Source organism: Variovorax jilinensis (assembly GCF_030316885.1).
Taxonomy (GTDB): domain Bacteria; phylum Pseudomonadota; class Gammaproteobacteria; order Burkholderiales; family Burkholderiaceae_C; genus Variovorax; species Variovorax jilinensis.
This window is the reverse complement of the sequence record NZ_JASZYQ010000001.1, coordinates 391819-408313: the sequence shown is the minus strand read 5'-3', so window position 1 is coordinate 408313 and position 16495 is coordinate 391819. Positions and strand designations below refer to the sequence as shown.

16 protein-coding genes are annotated in these 16495 nt (G+C 69.5%); 5 read left to right on the top strand and 11 right to left on the bottom strand.

The genetic code is table 11. The features are described 5' to 3' along the window. Window positions 1-4 precede the first annotated feature (4 nt). The 5 genes from aroE to ruvC are packed head-to-tail and all read left to right on the top strand — an operon-like array spanning window position 5 to window position 4086. A complete protein-coding gene (aroE, locus tag QTH87_RS02010; protein WP_286606436.1) occupies window positions 5-853 on the top strand; it encodes a shikimate dehydrogenase in 849 nt (282 codons plus the stop codon). Continuing rightward, window positions 850-1599 (top strand): transglycosylase domain-containing protein, encoded by a 750-nt coding sequence (locus QTH87_RS02005; protein WP_286606434.1) that lies wholly within the window; start codon window positions 850-852, stop codon window positions 1597-1599. The genes aroE and QTH87_RS02005 overlap by 4 nt, the downstream gene beginning before the upstream one ends. Window positions 1600-1631: 32 nt before the next feature. After that, a complete protein-coding gene (locus QTH87_RS02000; RefSeq protein WP_286608005.1) occupies window positions 1632-2453 on the top strand; it encodes a lysophospholipid acyltransferase family protein in 822 nt (273 codons plus the stop codon). Then, complete coding sequence (locus QTH87_RS01995) at window positions 2454-3521, top strand: phosphatidate cytidylyltransferase (protein ID WP_286606433.1); 1068 nt, start codon at window positions 2454-2456, stop codon at window positions 3519-3521. Between the two features lie 16 nt (window positions 3522-3537). After that, window positions 3538-4086: a crossover junction endodeoxyribonuclease RuvC gene (gene ruvC / locus QTH87_RS01990; protein WP_286606432.1), complete on the top strand. Its 549-nt coding sequence runs from the start codon at window positions 3538-3540 to the stop codon at window positions 4084-4086. Between the two features lie 31 nt (window positions 4087-4117). Here the strand turns inward: ruvC and QTH87_RS01985 are convergent, their stop codons facing one another. The 11 genes from QTH87_RS01985 to mraY all read right to left on the bottom strand — a co-directional run bounded on the left by QTH87_RS01985 (window position 4118) and on the right by mraY (window position 16478). Then, window positions 4118-4294, bottom strand: coding sequence for a hypothetical protein (locus QTH87_RS01985; protein ID WP_286606431.1), 177 nt, complete (start codon window positions 4292-4294; stop codon window positions 4118-4120). A gap of 16 nt (window positions 4295-4310) precedes the next feature. Beyond that, window positions 4311-5234, bottom strand: a complete 924-nt coding sequence (gene lpxC, locus QTH87_RS01980; protein ID WP_286606429.1) for a UDP-3-O-acyl-N-acetylglucosamine deacetylase — start codon at window positions 5232-5234, stop codon at window positions 4311-4313. A 79-nt stretch (window positions 5235-5313) separates the two neighbouring features. Further along, window positions 5314-6516 carry a cell division protein FtsZ gene (ftsZ, locus tag QTH87_RS01975; protein WP_286606426.1) on the bottom strand — a complete coding sequence of 401 codons (1203 nt, stop codon included), beginning with the start codon at window positions 6514-6516 and terminating at the stop codon, window positions 5314-5316. Between the two features lie 165 nt (window positions 6517-6681). After that, entirely contained in the window at window positions 6682-7911 is a 1230-nt protein-coding gene (gene ftsA / locus QTH87_RS01970) for a cell division protein FtsA (protein ID WP_286606423.1), read from the bottom strand. A gap of 20 nt (window positions 7912-7931) precedes the next feature. After that, entirely contained in the window at window positions 7932-8714 is a 783-nt protein-coding gene (locus QTH87_RS01965) for a cell division protein FtsQ/DivIB (RefSeq protein ID WP_286606421.1), read from the bottom strand. Continuing rightward, window positions 8714-9688 carry a D-alanine--D-alanine ligase gene (locus QTH87_RS01960; RefSeq protein ID WP_444812749.1) on the bottom strand — a complete coding sequence of 325 codons (975 nt, stop codon included), beginning with the start codon at window positions 9686-9688 and terminating at the stop codon, window positions 8714-8716. Before QTH87_RS01960 ends, QTH87_RS01965 begins: the two co-directional genes overlap by 1 nt. Window positions 9689-9690: 2 nt before the next feature. After that, window positions 9691-11142 carry a UDP-N-acetylmuramate--L-alanine ligase gene (murC, locus tag QTH87_RS01955; RefSeq protein WP_286606416.1) on the bottom strand — a complete coding sequence of 484 codons (1452 nt, stop codon included), beginning with the start codon at window positions 11140-11142 and terminating at the stop codon, window positions 9691-9693. Beyond that, window positions 11139-12203, bottom strand: a complete 1065-nt coding sequence (gene murG, locus QTH87_RS01950; protein ID WP_286606415.1) for an undecaprenyldiphospho-muramoylpentapeptide beta-N-acetylglucosaminyltransferase — start codon at window positions 12201-12203, stop codon at window positions 11139-11141. Before murG ends, murC begins: the two co-directional genes overlap by 4 nt. Before the next feature lie 37 nt (window positions 12204-12240). Beyond that, on the bottom strand, window positions 12241-13542 hold the full coding sequence (gene ftsW / locus QTH87_RS01945) for a putative lipid II flippase FtsW (RefSeq protein ID WP_286606413.1): 1302 nt from the start codon (window positions 13540-13542) through the stop codon (window positions 12241-12243). Next, complete coding sequence (murD, locus tag QTH87_RS01940; RefSeq protein ID WP_286606411.1) at window positions 13539-15296, bottom strand: UDP-N-acetylmuramoyl-L-alanine--D-glutamate ligase; 1758 nt, start codon at window positions 15294-15296, stop codon at window positions 13539-13541. The genes ftsW and murD overlap by 4 nt, the downstream gene beginning before the upstream one ends. Window positions 15297-15299: 3 nt before the next feature. After that, window positions 15300-16478, bottom strand: a complete 1179-nt coding sequence (mraY, locus tag QTH87_RS01935) for a phospho-N-acetylmuramoyl-pentapeptide-transferase (protein WP_286606409.1) — start codon at window positions 16476-16478, stop codon at window positions 15300-15302. Window positions 16479-16495 lie beyond the last annotated feature (17 nt).

Sequence of the window (16495 nt, the reverse complement as noted above, 5' to 3'; positions counted from 1 at the left end):
TGCGATGACCGACCTGTATTGCGTGATGGGCCATCCGGTCGAGCACAGCCGCTCGCCGTGGATCCACGCCCGCTTCGCCGAACTCACCGGCCAGGCGCTGCAGTACGGCCGCCGGCTGGCGCCGCTCGACGATTTCGCGGGCGCGGTAGCGGCCTTTCGTGCCGACCCCGCTGGCACGGCGCGCGGCTGCAACGTCACGGTGCCCTTCAAGTTCGAGGCGGCGGCGCTGGCGCAGCAGAACCTGACGCCGCGCGCCGCGCTGGCCCGGGCGGTCAACGTGCTGAGCTTCCGCGACGACGGCGTGCACGGCGACAACAGCGACGGCATCGGCCTGGTCAACGACATCCGGGTCCATGCGGGCGTGGAGATCGCCGGCAGCGAACTGCTGCTGCTGGGTGCCGGCGGCGGTGCGGCCGGCGTGCTGGGTCCGCTGCTCGAGGCCGGCCCCCGCCGCGTCGTCGTGGCCAACCGCACGCTCGCCAAGGCGATCGCGCTGGTGCAGCGCCACGCGGCGCTCGCGCTGGCGCACCAGGTCGAACTCGAGGCGCAGCCGCTCGATGGCGTGCCCGGCACCTTCGACATCCTGGTGAACGCGACCGCCTCCAGCCTCGGCGGCGGCGAGGTGCCGGTGGCGGCCCGGGTGCTCGAGCCCGGCGCGCTGGCGGTCGACATGATGTACGGCCCGGCAGCGGCCGGCTTCATGGACTGGGCCCGCAACCATGGCGCGGTGCCGCGCGACGGCCTCGGCATGCTGGTCGAGCAGGCGGCCGAGGCCTTCGAGACCTGGCGCGGCGTGCGGCCGCCGACCGCGCCGGTGCTGGCCGAGCTGCGCGCGCTGGTCGAGGCCCGGTGAGACCGCTGCTGCGCTGGATCGGCTGCGTCCTGATCGCGGCCTTTGCGCTGCAGCTCTTCTTCATCGTGCGCATCGCCGCCATGGCCGCGATCGATCCGCAGTCCACGGCCTTCCAGCGCTCCGAGGCCTGGCAGATCGCCATGCATGGGCGCAGCAACGGCGAGCGCGACTGGCGCCAGCAGTGGGTGCCCTACGGCCAGATCGCCGACAGCCTGAAGCGCGCCGTGATCGCGAGCGAGGACAGCGAGTTCATCTATCACCAGGGCGTCGAGTGGGAGGCGATCGAGCGCGCGCGCCAGCGCAATGCCCGCGCCGAGGAGATCGCCGCCAAGCGTGCCGCACAGATGCGTGCGCGCGGCAAGGAGCCACGTCCGGCGCCACTGCGCGGCGGCTCGACCATCACCCAGCAGCTGGCCAAGAACCTGCTGCTGTCGGGTGAACGCACGCTGCTGCGCAAGGGCCAGGAGCTCGTGCTCGCGACCGCGCTGGAACTGCTGCTCGACAAGGAGCGGATCCTCGAGATCTACCTCAACAACGTTGAATGGGGCGAAGGCATCTTCGGCGCCGAGGCCGCGGCGCAGCACTACTTCAGGAAGCCCGCCGCGAAGCTCGGCGCGGGCGAGGCTGCACGGCTGGCCGTGATGCTGCCGAGCCCGAAGTTCTTCGAGCGGCGTCAGGGCTCCTCGTATCTCGCGAGCCGCACGGCCACCATCGCGGCCCGCATGCCCGCGGCCGAGCTGCCCTGACCGGCTGCACGCGGCCCTATCATCGGACCATGCTGCTTGCCAAGTTCACGGGATGGGGGATGCTGACCCTGATCCGGCTTCTCACCGGCGCCCAGGCGCGATGGTGGGGCTGCCCGCCCAAGGCCGAGCAGCGCATCTACTTCGCCAATCACCAGAGCCACCTCGACCTGGTGATGATCTGGGCCGCGCTGCCCGAGGAGCTGCGCTCGATCACGCGGCCGATCGCGGCGCGCGACTACTGGGCCAACACGCCGCTCAAGCGCTGGATCACGACCGAGGTCTTCAACGCCATCTACGTCGAGCGTGGCGGCGGCGCGCCGGTGGTGCCGCCGGCGCCGCCCGAGCCCGCCCCGGTCGAACGCATCGATCCTTCGTTCGACGATGCACCGGCGCCTGACGCAGCGTCTCCCAATGCAGCGCCCCTTGAAGTCGCGGCGCCGGCCGGCGCCCAGTTCGAGATTCCGCTCGCGGCACCCGAGCCCTTGCCGGAGTCCGCGCCGCCGATGCCGGCGCCCGGCAGCGAGGACGCGCTGGCACCGCTGCAGCCATTGATCGCCGCGCTGAAGAGCGGCGATTCGATCATCATCTTTCCCGAGGGCACGCGCGGCCACACCGGCGAGCCCCAGAAGTTCAAGTCGGGCCTCTACACGCTGGCCCAGCTGTTTCCCGAGGCGGTGCTGGTGCCGGCCTGGATCGACAACGTGCAGCGCGTGATGCCCAAGGGCGAAGTGGTGCCGGTGCCGATCCTCTGTTCGGTCACCTTCGGCGCGCCGATCCGGCTCGAGGACGGCGAGGAGCGCCGGCCCTTTCTCGAGCGCGCGCGCGCTGCCGTGGTGGCGCTGCGGGATGTCTAGATGAACCACTACCTGCGCGACCTGTCGCCGACGCACCAGGTCGCAGCCCTGTTGCTGATCGTCTTCGGCCTGCTCGTGATCGCCAGCACGGCGATCTTCATGCTGAGCTTCCGGGAACGCCGCAACCCGGTCCACGACGAGATCTGGCAGCGCGAGCTGCATCATTTCCGCACGCTGCTGCGCACCACCTGGGTCATGGTGCTGGTGTTCTGGGTCGGCTGGGCGCTCGGCGAGAAGGTGGCGACGCTGCTGTTCGCGCTGATCTCGTTCTTCGCGCTGCGCGAGTTCATCACGCTGTCGCCGACCCGCCGCGGCGACCACCGCAGCCTGATCCTGGCCTTCTTCGTCGTGCTGCCGATCCAGTTCTGGCTGGTGGCGACCGCGCGCTTCGACCTGTTCACCGTGTTCATCCCGGTCTACGTGTTCCTGGCGATCCCGGTGGTCAGCGCGCTGGCCGACGATCCGAGCCATTTCCTCGAGCGCAACGCCAAGCTGCAGTGGGGCATCATGGTCTGCGTCTACGGCATGAGTCACGTGCCGGCGCTGCTGCTGCTGAGCTTCCCGGGCTACGAGGGAAAGAGCGCCTTCCTGGTCTTCTTTCTCGTGTTCGTGGTCCAGACCTGCATGCTGGTGCAGCACCTGGTGTCGCGCCGCAGCGCCATGCCCAACGCACTGGGCGAGAGCGAGCTCACGGTGGCGCCGGGGTTCCTGGCCGCGCTGCGGCGACGCCTCTTCCTGCAGCCGCCATTCGCGCCCAACGTGAGCCGCAGCTTCAACTGGACCAGCTGGGCGCTGGGCATGGCGATCGCCAGCGTGGTGGGCGCGCTGCTGTCGTTCATCACGCCGTTCCGATTCGGCCAGGCGCTCGCGGTGTCGCTGATCGCCTGCGTGGCGGGCTCCATGGGCCATCTCGTGATGAAGGCGCTCAAGCGCGATCGCGGCATCCCCAACTGGGGCCGGCGCGGCATCGGCGTGACCGGTGCCAACGGACTGCTCGACCGGGTCGACGCGCTGTGCTTCGCGGCGCCCGTGTTCTTCCATTCGGTGCGCTGGTACTTCGACGCCTGAACCGCGACGCACACGCATGCGCATCCTCGGCATCGACCCCGGTCTGCAGACCACCGGCTTCGGCGTGATCGACGTCCATGGCCATGCGCTCGACTACGTCGCGAGCGGCACCATCAGTACCCGCCACCTCGGCACCGGCGAACTGCCGAAGCGCCTGCGCGTGCTGTTCGACGGCATCGGCGAACTGGCCGCGCGCTACCAGCCCGACGCCGCCGCGGTCGAGATCATCTTCGTCAACGTCAACCCGCAGTCCACGCTGCTGCTGGGACAGGCGCGCGGCGCCTGCCTGACGGCACTCGTGACCCGCGACCTCGCGGTCTCGGAATACACGGCGCTGCAGATGAAGCAGGCCGTGGCCGGCCATGGCCGAGCCGCCAAGGCGCAGGTGCAGGAGATGGTCAAGCGCCTGCTGCGGCTGCCCGGCCTGCCGGGCAGCGATGCGGCCGACGCGCTCGGCATCGCGATCACGCACGCCCACGTGGGCGCTTCGCTGGCGCGCGTGGGTCAGGCAGCGGTGCTGGGACAGAGCACGACCGGGCGCTATCGGGACGGGCGGTCGAGGTAGCGGCCTTGCCGCGACTCGGGAACGCGGGCGGCTAGAACGCCCGCTCGGCGATCAGCACGGCGAAGAAGCCGACGGCCGCCAGCAGGGTCCACTTGAGCACGATCCAGCCGAATCGCCGGTACCTGACCTGGCCGGTGCCGACGTAGAAGGCAAAGGAGACGCCGGCCACCAGCAGCAGCAGCAGGATGGCCCAGCGGAACAGCAGCATGCGGCAGCGGCGCGGCCTACCAGGCGCGCGCGACCTCGGCGAAGCCGGCGGGGGCCCGCTTCTCGTCGTCGAAGGTCACGACCTCGTAGGCATCGGGATGCGCCAGCAGTTCGCGCAGCAGCTTGTTGTTCAGCGCGTGGCCCGAGCGGAAGGCGCTGTAGGCCGCCAGCAGCGGCCGGCCGATCACGTAAAGGTCACCCATGGCGTCGAGGATCTTGTGCTTCACGAACTCGTCGTCGTAGCGCAGGCCGCCGGCATTGAGCACCTTGGTGTCGTCCATCACGATCGCGTTGTCGAGCCCGCCGCCGAGCGCCAGGCCCTTGGAGCGCATGTACTCGACCTCCTTCGTGAAGCCGAAGGTGCGCGCGCGCGCGATGTCGCGGCTGTAGGAGCCGCTGCCCAGATCGAACTCGACGCGCTGGCCGGTCGAATTGACCACGCGGTGATCGAAGTCGATCTCGAAGCTGAGCTTGAAGCCGTGGTACGGATCGAGCCGCGCCCACTTGGCGTCGGCGCCCTCGCCTTCCCGCACCTCGACCGGCTGCGTCACGCGGATGAAGCGACGCGGCGCGGCCTGCTGTGCAATGCCCGCACTCTGAAGCAGGAAGACGAAGGAGGAAGCGGAACCGTCGAGGATCGGCACCTCGTCGGCCGTGATGTCGATCTGCAGGTTGTCGATGCCCAGGCCGGCGCAGGCCGACATCAGGTGCTCGACCGTCTGCACCTTGGCCCCGCCCGACGAGACCGTCGACGCCAGCCGCGTGTCGGTGACCGACTCGGCCGTCATCGCGATCGAGACCGGCTCGGGCAGGTCGACGCGGCGGAACACGATGCCGTGATCCACCGGCGCCGGCCGCAGCGTGAGCTCGACCCGCTGCCCGCTGTGAAGCCCCACGCCAACGGCGCGGGTGATCGACTTGAGGGTACGTTGGGACAGCACGGAGGGCATTTTAGAGGCGCCCTGCGCACCGCGCGCGGCGCGCCTCGCTATGTCCCCGATAGCCGCCACCCGCGCAGCCTTAGTCGGCCTGCCGGCGGAGAAACGCGGGGATCTCGAAATCGTCCATGCCCCCCGACGACAGCGCATCGACCTTGGCCGCGGCCATCGTGCGGTTGGTGCGCCAGACGCTGGGCACTGCCATGCCGTCGTAGTTCGGCTGGCCGCTCGCATGGCCGTTGCCGCCGAGGGTCGGGACCGTGAACGCGATGTTGTCGGTGCCGGTGCGGATGACTTCGAGCGTCGGCGCCTGGCGGCGTGCGTCCTGGCGCGACAGACCGGTCGCGACCACGGTGACGCGCATCTCGTCGCCGAGCGCGTCGTCGTAGGCAGCGCCGTAGATCACGTGCGCATCGGGCGAGGCATAGGCGCGGATGGTGTTCATCGCGAGCTTCGATTCGCTGAGCTTGAGCGACGACTTCGATGCCGTGACCAGCACCAGCACGCCCTTGGCACCCGACAGGTCGATGCCTTCGAGCAGCGGGCAGGCCACCGCCTGCTCGGCCGCGATGCGGGCGCGGTCCGGGCCGCTGGCCGCGGCGGTGCCCATCATGGCCTTGCCGGGTTCGCCCATCACGGTGCGCACGTCCTCGAAGTCGACGTTGACGCCGCCGTACTCGTTGATGATCTCCGAGATGCCGCCGACCGCGTTCTTGAGCACGTCGTTGGCATGGGCGAAGGCCTCGTCCTGCGTCACGTCCTCGCCGAGGACGTCGAGCAGCTTCTCGTTGAGCACCACGATCAGCGAATCGACGTTCGCCTCGAGCTCGGCCAGGCCGGCATCGGCATTCGTCATGCGACGGCCGCCTTCCCAGTCGAAGGGCTTGGTCACGACGCCCACGGTCAGGATGCCCATCTCCTTCGCGACGCGCGCGATGACGGGTGCCGCGCCGGTACCGGTGCCGCCGCCCATGCCGGCGGTGATGAACAGCATGTGCGCGCCGGCGATCGATTCGCGGATGTCGTCGATCGCGGCTTCGGCCGCATCGCGGCCCTTCTCGGGCTTGCTGCCGGCGCCCAGGCCGTTGGTGCCGAGCTGGATGGTCTTGTGCGCGTTGCTGCGCGACAGCGCTTGCGCATCCGTGTTGGCGCAGACGAACTGAACGCCCTGCACGCCGCGCTCCATCATGTGGGCGACCGCATTGCCGCCGCCGCCGCCGACGCCGATCACCTTGATCTGGGTGCCCTGGTTGAACTCTTCGATCTCGATCATTTCGATGGCCATTTCTCTGACTCCTTGAATTGCAGTTGCCTAAGTTGACGAATGTTTTTTGTGTGTGGACTGACTAACGCGAAGACGTGCGAACAGGTGGACCGGTGCGCCGCCATCGCTCGTTGAAATGCAGCGGGGGACTGCCGCGCGCCAGCCAGAGTCGGTGGACGGTCATGATCAGAAGTTCCCCACGATGAAATCCTTGAAGCGGCCGAAGGCGGTCTTCACCGAGCCGCTCTTCTGCGCCACCTTGAAGCCGCGCAGGCGGGCATAGCGTGCTTCCTCAAGCAGGCCCATCACGGTGGCCGCACGCGGCTGCGCGACCATGTCGGAAAGCGCGCTCGAATACTTGGGGATGCCGCGCCGCACGGGCTTCAGGAAGATGTCCTCGCCGAGTTCGACCATGCCCGGCATGACCGCGCTGCCGCCCGTGAGCACCACGCCCGAGGACAGCACCTCTTCGTAGCCCGACTCGCGCACCACCTGCTGCACGAGCGAGAAGATCTCCTCGATGCGCGGCTCGATCACGCCGGCCAGCGCCTGCTTGCTCAGCATGCGCGGGCCGCGGTCGCCGAGTCCCGGCACCTCGACCTGGGTGTCGGGGTCGGCCAGCAGCTGCTTGGCGTAGCCGTTCTCGACCTTGATGTCCTCGGCGTCCTTGGTCGGGGTGCGCAGCGCCATCGCGATGTCGCTGGTGATCAGGTCGCCCGCGATCGGAATCACGGCCGTGTGGCGGATCGCGCCGTTGGTGAAGATCGCGACGTCGGTGGTGCCGGCGCCGATATCGACCAGCACCACGCCCAGTTCGCGCTCGTCCTCGGTCAGCACCGCGAGGCTCGAGGCCAGCGGGTTCAGCATCAGCTGGTCGACCTCGAGGCCGCAGCGGCGCACGCACTTGATGATGTTCTCGGCCGCGCTCTGGGCGCCGGTGACGATGTGCACCTTCGCCTCGAGCCGCATGCCGCTCATGCCGATCGGCTCCTTGACGTCCTGGCCGTCGATCACGAATTCCTGCGGCTCGACCAGCAGCAGGCGCTGATCGCTGGAGATGTTGATGGCGCGCGCGGTCTCGACCACGCGGGCGACGTCGGCCGGCGTGACTTCCTTGTCCTTCACGGCGACCATGCCGCTCGAATTGATGCCGCGGATGTGGCTGCCCGTGATGCCGGTGTAGACGCGCGTGATCTTGCAGTCGGCCATCAGCTCGGCCTCGCGCAGCGCCTGCTGGATGCTCTGCACCGTGGCGTCGATGTTCACCACCACGCCGCGCTTGAGCCCGTTGCTCGGCGCAATGCCCAGGCCGGCCAGCTTGAGCTCGCCGTTGGGCAGCACCTCGGCCACCACCGCCATCACCTTGGCGGTGCCGATGTCGAGGCCGACGACGAGATCTTTGTACTCTTTGGACATGAAGTTCCTCTTCGCTCTCTCTACTTTTTCTTCGGGTCGGGGACGACCGTCGTGACGCCGCGCAAGCGCAGCGCATAGCCTTCGTTGTGCCGCAGGTCGGCACCCTCCACGGCCGCGAGGCCGCGTCCGTACTGCCCTGCCACCGGCACCACGGTGCGCAGGAAGTTCTGGGTCCGCGCCACCACCTCCTCGCTCTGGCCGCGGCCCAGCTCGATCAGCGCGCCGGTGTCGAGCAATGCGCGCCAGCTGCCGCGGCTCGTCAGCGTGAGCTCTTCGATCGTCAGCTCGTGGGCCTGGAACAGCGGCGCCAGCACGCGGTACATGCCGAGCACCTGGCCGGCCTGCTCGGTCGGGCCGTCGAGCCGCGGGAGGCTGTCGTCGACCTCGGCCACATTGGCCTCGAAGACCTCGCCGAAGCCGTTGATGAGCCTGGAGCCGGCCTCGTCGCCCCAGTGCGCGACCGGGACGTGCTCGGTCAGCGTGGCGCGCAGCTTGTTCGGAAACTCGCGCCGCACCACGGCCTTGCGCACCCATGGCACCGACTCGAAGGCAGTGCGCGCCCGCGCGAGATCGACCGTGAAGAAATTGCCGGCCAGCTGCGGCGCAACGTTGGCGCGCAGCGTGACCGCGTTGTTGTGCGTGACCTCGCCGTCGACCTTGATGCCGGCCAGCGGGAAGAAGGGCTGACGCAGCACCCACCAGGCACCCGCGGCCATCAGCATCACTGCGAACAGCACGAACACCAGGGTGGCGAGCACGTTCATGAGCTTGACGTCGAAGGGCACGGAGATGCTGTCGGCCATCAGATGTCCTCGCCTCGATCCGGCGCACCCGAATCCAGCGTCGCATCGGCCAGCACGCGCAGGCAGAGATCCTCGTACGCAATGCCCGCTGCGCGCGCCGACATCGGCACCAGCGAATGGCTGGTCATGCCCGGCGACGTGTTCATCTCGAGCAGGAAGGGCTTGCGGTCACTGGCGCGGATCATGAGGTCGGCGCGGCCCCAGCCGCGGCAGCCGAGCTGGTGGTAGGCGGCCAGCGCGATGCGGCGGATCTCGTGCTCCTCGGCCTCGGGCAGGCCGCTCGGGCAGTGGTACTTGACGTCGTCGGTGAAGTACTTGTTCTGGTAGTCGTAGGCACCTTCGGGCGCCGCGATCCGCACCACCGGCAGGGCGATGGCGTCGAGTCCGCTGCCGAGCACGGCACAGGTCACTTCCTCGCCTTCGATGAATTCCTCGCACAGCACGTCGGCGTCGTAGCGCACCGCGAGCGCCACCGCGTCCTGCATCTGCGAATAGCCGGCGACCTTGGTGACGCCGATCGACGAGCCTTCGCGCGGCGGCTTCACGATCAGCGGCAGGCCGAGCACGTCGGGCACGGCGCGGACCTGCTCGCGGCTCTGCTGGTCGAAGGCCAGGCGCACGTAGCGCGGCGTCGGCAGGCCGTCGGCCTGCCAGATGCGCTTGGTCATGACCTTGTCCATCGCCACGCTCGAGGCCATCACGCCCGAGCCCGTGTAGGGAATGCCGAGCAGCTCGAGCGCGCCCTGTACCGTGCCGTCCTCGCCATGGCGGCCGTGCAGCACCACGAAGCAGCGCGCGAAGCCCTCGCGCCTGAGGTCGGTCAGCTCGCGCTCGGCCGGGTCGAAGGCATGGGCGTCGACGCCGCGCGAGCGCAGCGCCTCCAGCACGCCGGCACCCGACATCAACGAGATCTCGCGCTCGGCAGAGCTGCCGCCGAACAGCACCGCCACCTTGCCGAAGGCCTTCACGTCCACGCTCACAGTGCCCTCCCCGCGCGCGTCACGCGCACCGATTTCTGCGGCGCCGAGGCACCGATCTCGACCACCCGGCCCGGCACACTGCCCATCGAGCCGGCGCCCATGCAGATCACGACGTCGCCTTCTCGCGCGTTGTCGATGATGGCCTGCGGCATGGCCGCGATCTGATCGACGAACACCGGCTCGATGCGGCCCGCGACCCGCAGTGCGCGCGCCAGCGAACGGCCGTCGGCCGCCACGATCGGCGCCTCGCCGGCCGAATAGACCTCGCCGAGCAGCACCGCGTCGGCCTGGCCCATGACCTTGACGAAATCCTCGAAGCAGTCGCGGGTGCGCGTGAAGCGGTGCGGCTGGAAGGCCAGCACGAGCCGTCGCCCCGGGAAGGCGCCGCGCGCCGCCGCGATGGTGGCCGCCATCTCGACCGGGTGATGGCCGTAGTCGTCGATCAGCGTGAAGCTGCCCGAGCGCGGCGCAGCCAGCGGCACCTCGCCATAGCCCTGGAAGCGCCGGCCCACGCCCTTGAAGTCGGCCAGCCCGCGCTGCACCGCCTCGTCCGGCACGCCGAGCTCGACCGCCACCGCGATCACCGACAGGGCATTGAGCACGTTGTGCTCGCCGGGGAGATTCAGCACGATGTCGAGGTCCGGCAGCGTGACGCCGTTGCGGCGCTGCGCCGTGAAATGCATCTGCGAACCGACCGCGCGCACATTGACCGCGCGCACCTGGGCTTCCTCGCCGAAGCCGTAGCTCGTGACCGGGCAGGACACCTCGGTCTGGATCTCGCGCACCGCCGGATCGTCGGTGCAGAGGATCGCGACGCCGTAGAAGGGCATGCGGTGCAGGAAGTCGACGAAGGCCTTCTTGAGCTTCGCGAAGTCGTGCCCGTAGGTCTCCATGTGGTCGGCGTCGATGTTCGTGACCACTGCCATCACCGGCAGCAGGTTCAGGAACGAAGCGTCGGATTCGTCGGCTTCCACCACGATGTAGTCGCCGCTGCCGAGCTGCGCATTGGCGCCGGCGCTGTTGAGCCGGCCGCCGATCACGAAGGTGGGGTCGAGGCCGGCGGCGGCCAGCACGCTCGCGACCAGGCTGGTGGTGGTGGTCTTGCCGTGCGTGCCCGCGATGGCGATGCCCTGCTTGAGCCGCATCAGCTCGGCCAGCATCAGCGCGCGCGGCACGATCGGGATGCGCTTTTCGCGCGCCGCCATCACTTCGGGATTGTCGGCATTCACCGCGGTCGAGGTGACGACCGCATCGGCGCCCGCGATGTGGGCCGCATCGTGGCCGACGAAGGTCGAGATGCCGAGGCCGGCCAGCCGCCTGAGTGTCGCGCTGTCGGACAGGTCCGAGCCCGAGATCCGGTAGCCCAGGTTGAGCAGCACCTCGGCGATGCCGCTCATGCCGGAGCCGCCGACGCCGACGAAATGGATGTGGTGGATGGCGTGCTTCATTTGGCAAGCTCCTCGCAGGCGCGCACGACGTGGTCGACCGCGTCCGTCTTCTGCATGGTCTTGGCCTTCAGGGCGCGTTCGACGAGCGCGGGGCGCGCGGTTTTCGTGAGCAGGTCGGCAAGCAATTCGGGTGTCAGTTCGGTTTGCTGGACGAGCCAGCCGCCGCCCGCATCGACGAGGAAGCGGGCATTGGTGGTCTGGTGGTCGTCCACGGCGGAAGGGAAAGGCACGAACAGCGCTGCTGCGCCGACGGCCGCGATTTCGGTGACGGTGCTGGCACCGGCACGGGCGACGATCAGGTCGGCGTCGGCATAGGCCTCGGCGGTGTCGTCGATGAAGGGAGTCAGGTCGCCCTCGACGCCCGCGGCCGCGTAGTTGGCGCGCAGTTCGTCGATCTGCCTGGCGCCGGCCTGGTGCGTCACCCGCGGGCGCTCGGCCGGCGCGATCAGCGCGAGCGCCTTCGGCACCACGGCATTGAGCGCGCGGGCACCGAGGCTGCCACCGACCACGAGCAGCTGCAGCGGGCCGGTGCGGCCGGCGAACCGCTGCTCCGGATCGGCCTTCGACACGAAAGCCGCGCGCAGCGGATTGCCGACCCACTGGGCGTTCTTGAGCACGTTCGGAAAGGCCGTGAAGACGCGGTCGGCGACGCTCGCGAGCACCTTGTTGGCCAGGCCCGCGACCGAGTTCTGCTCGTGCAGCACCAGCGGCTTGCCGAGCAGCACGCTCATCATGCCGCCCGGGAAGGTGATGTAGCCGCCAAGGCCGACCACCACGTCGGGCTTGACGCGCCGGACCACCGCGATGCTCTGCAGGAAGGCGCGCAGGAGCCGCATCGGCAGCAGCGCGAGCGTGATCGGGCCCTTGCCGCGCACGCCGCCGAACTGCACCGGTTCGAAGGCGAAGCCGCGCGGCGGCACCAGCTTCTCTTCCATGCTGCCGGGCGCGCCGAGCCAGTGGACCCGCCAGCCGCGGTCGCGCAGCGCTTCGGCCACGGCCAGGCCCGGGAAGATGTGGCCGCCCGTGCCGCCCGCCATCACGAGTGCGGTGCGGCCGCTCATGGGGAGCCTCCAATCGCCTTCGGAGCGGCCGTGCGGCTCATACGCGCCCCCCGCGCATCAGGACGCGGTTCTCGTAGTCGATGCGCAGCACCACGGCCAGCGCCACGACGTTCATGAGAATGGCCGAGCCGCCGAAGCTCATGAGCGGCAGGGTCAGGCCCTTGGTCGGCAGCGCGCCGAGGTTCACGCCCATGTTGATGAAAGTCTGGAAGCCTATCCAGATGCCGACGCCCTGCGCCACCAGGCCCGAGAACACGCGGTCGAGCGCGATGGCCTGGCGGCCGATGTGCATGATGCGGCGCGTGAGCCACAGGAACAGGCCGATCGCGAGCAGCACGCCGACGAGGCCGAACTCTTCGCCGATGACGGCCAGCAGGAAGTCGGTGTGGGCCTCGGGCAGCCAGTGCAGCTTCTCGACGCTGCCGCCGAGGCCGACGCCGAAGACCTCGCCGCGACCGATTGCGATCAGCGAGTGCGACAGCTGGTAGCCCTTGCCGAGCGCGTGCTCCTCGCTCCACGGGTCGAGGTAGGCGAAGATCCGCTCGCGCCGCCAGGGGCTGGTGGCCACGATGGTGCCGAAGGCCACCACCACCAGTGCCGCGATGACGAAGAACATGCGCGCGTTGACGCCGCCCAGGAACAGGATGCCCATCGCGATCACCGCGATCACCATGAAGGCCCCCATGTCGGGCTCGGCCATCACCAGCATGCCGACCACCACCACCGCCACGCCCATCGGCAGCACGGCCCGGAAGAAGCGCTCCTTGATCTCCATCTTGCGCACCATGTAGCTGGCGGCGTAGAGCACCATCGCGAGCTTGGCCAGCTCCGAGGGCTGGAAGCGCATGAAGCCGAGCGGCAGCCAGCGGCGCGCGCCGTTGACGTTGATGCCGATGTGCGGGATCAGCACCGCGACCAGCAGCAGCAGCGACACCACGAACAGCCACGGCGCACCGCGCTCCCAGGTCTTCATCGGCACCTGGAAGGCCAGCAGGCCCGCGACCATCGCGATCGCCAGCGAGGCCCCGTGGCGCGTGAGGAAGTAGGTCGGGGTGTAGCCGGCGCGGGCGAAGCGCGGGCTGTCCGACAGCGCGATCGAGGCCGAATAGACCATCACGAGGCCCCAGGCCAGCAGTGCCACCGTGACCCAGACCAGCGCCTGGTCGAAGCCCAGCACCCGAACCGGAGCCGCCTTGGTCTGGGTCATGCCGGCGTTGCCGAGCCGCACAGGCAGGTGCATGGGCAGCGCATCGATGCTGCTGCTGGCGCGGCGGAACCAGCCGCCGAAGCGACCGGCCTTCTCGGCCGCGGGCGTGGGGGTGGTGGCGGTGGAGTTCACTCGAGCGCCTCCGCGCGGTCCGACGGTCCATCGGCGAGCGCCTCGACGGCCTCGCGAAAGACCTGGGCCCGATGCGCGTAGTCCTTGAACATGTCGAAGCTCGCGCAGGCCGGCGACAGCAGCACCGCGTCGCCGCCCTGCGCGCGCGTGGCAGCCAGCGCGACCGCTTCGGGCAGCGTGGCGGCGGCCAGCAGTGGCACACCGGTCGCGGCCAGCGCGGACTCGATCAGCGGCGCGTCGCGGCCGATCAGCACGACGGCGCGCGCGTGCCGGCGTACCGGCTCGGCCAGCGGCGCGAAGTCCTGGCCCTTACCTTCGCCACCGAGGATCACGACCAGCCGGCGCTCTTCGCCGAGCCCGCCCAGCGCCGCCACCGTGGCGCCCACGTTGGTGCCCTTGCTGTCGTCGAAGTACTCGACTTCGTCGACGATCCCGACCGGCTCGACACGATGCGGCTCGCCGCGGTATTCGCGCAGGCCGTAGAGCATCGGCGCCAGCTGGCAGCCGGCCGCGGTGGCCAACGCGAGTGCGGCCAGCGCGTTGAGTGCGTTGTGGCGGCCGCGGATGCGCAGCGCGTTGGCCGGCATCAGGCGCTGGATGAAGATCTCCTCCTCGACCACCGCGCCGCGCTTGCGCTTCTGGGTCTCGTCGGCTTCGAGCGCGCGCACCAGCCAGCCCATGCCGTTGAGCTGCTCGATGCCGTAGTCGCCCGGGCGCAGCGGCATGCCCACTCCGAAGGTGACGACGCTGCGCGCCACCTGGCCGCGCGCGAGCTTGACGGGCGCCGGGCGCATCGCCATCACGGCCTCGTCCTCGCGGTTCAGCAGCATCGTGCCGCCCTGTCCGAAGACGCGTGCCTTGGCCGCGGCATAGGCCGCCATGTCGCCGTGCCAGTCGAGGTGGTCCTGAGACAGGTTCAGCACGGTGGCAGCGGTCGGTTCGAAGCCCTGCACGCCATCGAGCTGGAAGCTCGACAGCTCGAGCACCCAGACCTGCGGCAGGTCGTCGGCATCGATGCGCGCCGCGAGCGTGTCGAGCAGCGTCGGGCCGATGTTGCCGGCCACCGCCACGCTCTTGCCCGCACGCTCGACCAGCTGGCCGGTCAGCGCGGTGACGGTGGTCTTGCCGTTGGTGCCCGTGATCGCCAGCACCGCGGGCCGGTAGCCCTGCGGCACCGGCGGCGCAATGATCGGTTCGGGACGCGGCGTGAAGGAATCGTCGTCCTCGTCCTCTGCAGTGGCGGTTGCCGCGGCCTCGGGCAAGGCCTCGGTGACTTCAGTCGCATCTGTCGCTTGCGTCGCTTGCGTCACCTCGTCGACTACCGCCGCCCCGGTCGCTTGCGGTGCCGCTTCGACGGCTTCTGCTGCCACGACCGCATCGTCAGCCTCGTCAGCCTCGACCGCGTGCGCCGTGCGCAGGTCTGCGAGCGCCTGCGCGAACAGGTCCAGTTCGCCGCCGACCGGCAGCCCGGTCGCGCGGGCCGCACCGAGCACCGCCGCCATCGAGGCCGGCGCGAGGCCCGGCGAGCGATACACCGCGCGCACCGGCGTGCCTTCGATCAGCGCCGCCGTGAACGGTCCGCCCACGAAATGCACCCCGGGCAGCTCAGCGCGCAGCGCAGCGAGTTGCGGCGGCGCCTCGCGCGTGTCGGCCACGGTCACCACGGCGCCGTGGCGCGCGCACCAGCGCGCCATCGCGAGCCCGGACGCACCGAGGCCCAGGACGAGGACGTGGAGGTCTTGCAGGTGCCGCATATGTCAGCGCAGCTTCAGGGTCGACAGACCCACCAGGCACAGCAGCATGGTGATGATCCAGAAGCGGACCACCACCTGCGTCTCGCGCCAGCCGCTCTTCTCGAAATGATGGTGCAGCGGCGCCATCTTGAGCACGCGCCGGCCCTCGCCGAAACGCTTCTTGGTGTATTTGAAGTAACTGACCTGCGCCATGACCGAGATCGCCTCGACCACGAAGATGCCGCCCATGACGAAGAACACGATCTCCTGGCGCACGATCACCGCGATGGTGCCCAGCGCGCCGCCGAGCGCGAGCGCGCCGACGTCGCCCATGAAGACCTGCGCCGGATGGGTGTTGAACCACAGGAAGGCCAGGCCCGCACCGGCCATCGCCGAGCAGAACACCAGGAGCTCGCCGGAGCCCGGGATGTGCGGGAAGAACAGGTAGCGCGAATAGACCGCGCTGCCGGTGACGTAGGCGAACACGCCGAGCGCCGAACCGACCATCACGACCGGCATGATCGCCAGGCCGTCGAGGCCGTCCGTGAGGTTCACGGCATTGCTGGCGCCGACGATCACGAGGTAGGTCAGGATCACGAAGCCGATGCCGCCGAGGGGGTAGCTCACTTCCTTGAAGAAGGGCACCAGCAGGTTGATCTTGGGCGGGAAGTCGATGTCGAAGCCCGAGCGCACCCAGGCATAGAACAGTTCGAGCACGCGCCAGTTGGAGCTTTCCGAGATGCTGAAGAGCAGGTAGAAGGCCGCCACCAGCCCCACCACCGACTGCCAGAGGTACTTCTCGCGCGAGCGCATGCCCTCGGGGTCCTTGCGCACCACCTTGCGCCAGTCGTCGACCCAGCCGATGGCGCCGAAGCCGAGCGTCACCCACAGCACGATCCAGACGAAGCGGTTGGACAGGTCGAACCACAGCAGGGTCGAGAACGCGATCGAGAACAGCACCAGCACGCCGCCCATGGTCGGCGTGCCGCTCTTGGCCAGGTGGGTTTCCATGCCGTAGCTGCGAACCTGCTGGCCGATCTTGAGCGCGGTCAGGCGCCGGATCACGTAGGGGCCGGCGGCCAGGCCGAGCAGCAGCGCGGTCAGCGCCGACATCAGGGCGCGGAAGGTCAGGTACTGGAACACCCGCAGGAAGCCGAATTCGGGCGACAGCGTCTGCAGCCAGGTGGCGAGGCTCAGCAGCATGCGCGAGGCCTCCTCGA